This is a genomic window from Vibrio sp. D420a (genome assembly GCF_030248625.1).
Lineage (GTDB): Bacteria > Pseudomonadota > Gammaproteobacteria > Enterobacterales > Vibrionaceae > Vibrio > Vibrio fortis_A.
In genome coordinates this window covers 1-1,832 of the sequence record NZ_JAHGAN010000040.1, presented here as the reverse complement: position 1 = coordinate 1,832, position 1,832 = coordinate 1, and the positions used below count along the sequence as shown (strand labels likewise).

1 protein-coding gene is annotated in these 1,832 nt (G+C 48.3%); it reads right to left on the bottom strand.

All coding sequences use genetic code 11. From position 1 onward, the window contains the following. The coding region (locus KI743_RS21070) for a VCBS domain-containing protein (protein WP_285468037.1) at positions 1-1,832 on the bottom strand (1,832 nt) is incomplete at both ends.

The following is a 1,832-nucleotide window of genomic DNA, read 5'->3' as shown; positions in this document are numbered from 1 at the left end:
TGTGAAGACCCAGTGACCATTGGCATCAATGGTTAGGTCGCCGTGCGTACCTGTGATCGAAGCAGGTGTGAAGCTATTGTCTGGGTTATCAATATCGATGCTGGTTAAAGTGCCGGAAGTCGTTACGGCTGAGTTAGTTTCATCGACGGCTACCGTTGCGCTACTAACCGTAGCCGCATCGTTAGTGCCGTTGATGGTCACTTTAATCGTCGATGGAGTGCCATCAACAGAAGCAACCGTAAATGTCTCTTCAACATTGTCACCGACATTGAGTTGGTTGAACGCACTGTTAGCAGTAAATACCCAATGACCATGGGCATCAATGGTTAGATCGCCGTGTGTACCTGTGATCGAATCTGGTGTAAAGGTGTTATCCGGATTATCGACATCGGTACTGGTTAGGATGCCAGAGGTTGTAATTGCTGAGTCAGTTTCATCAACAGCCACAGTAGCACTGCTCACCGTAGCCGCATCATTCGTACCGTTTATTGTTACTTTAATCATGGATGGCGTGCCATCGACAGACGCAACCGTGAATGTTTCTTCAACTTTATCGCCAACGTTGAGTTGGTTGAATGCACTGTTGGCGGTAAATACCCAATGCCCATTGCCATCGATGGTTAGGTCGCCATGTGTGCCGTGCTGAGTTGAAGCCGTAAAGGCATTATCTTGGTTATCGACATCGGTGCTGGTTAGGTTACCTGAAGTTGTGATTGCTTTATCCGTTTCATCGACAGCTACAGTTGCGCTGCTCACCGTAGCTGCGTCATTGGTACCGTTAATAGTCACTTTCACAGTGGACTGAGTGCCATCGATTGAAGTGACCGTAAATGTCTCTTCAACTTTGTCGCCAGCGTTAAGTTGGTTGAACGCACTGTTGGCAGTAAATACCCAGTGACCATTTGCATCGATGGTTAGGTCACCGTGGGTACCGTGCTGAGTTGAAGCAGTAAAGGCGTTATCCGGGTTATCGATATCGGTGCTGATTAGGGTGCCAGATGTGGTTATTGCCGTGTTCGTTTCATAGACGGTTACCGTTGCACTACTTACTGTAGCTGCATCGTTGGTACCGTTGATGGTCACTTTAATCGTGGATGGTGTGCCATCGACAGACGCAACCGTAAATGTTTCTTCAATTTTGTCGCCAACATTGAGTTGGTTGAACGCGCTGTTGGCGGTGAAGACCCAATGACCATTGGCATCAATGGTTAGGTCGCCATGAGTGCCTGTGATCGTATCTGGGGTGAAGGTGTTGTCAGGGTTATCAACGTCGGTACTGGTTAGGGTGCCTGAAGTTGTGATTGTCGAGTCTGTTTCATCGACGGCTACCGTTGCACTACTCACTGTAGCGGCATCGTTAGTACCATTGATGGTTACTTTAATCGTGGATGGAGTTCCATCGACAGACGTTACTGTGAATGTCTCTTCAACTTTGTCACCAACGTTGAGTTGGTTGAACGCGCTGTTAGCCGTAAAGATCCAGTGACCGGGGGCATCTATGGTTAGATCGCCATGAGTGCCTGTGATCGAATCTGGTGTAAAGGTGTTATCTGGGTTATCAATGTCGGTGCTCGTTAATGTACCTGAAGTCGTTACCGCAGAGTCAGTTTCATCAACGGCTACCGTTGCGCTACTCACCGTAGCTGCGTCGTTGGTACCATTAATGGTCACTTTGATCGTGGATGGTGTTCCATCAACAGACGTAACCGTAAACGTCTCTTCAACCTTGTCGCCAACGTTGAGTTGGTTGAATGCACTGTTGGCGGTAAATACCCAGTGACCATTAGCGTCTATGGTTAGGTCACCATTAGCGCCTGTGATCGTATCTGGGG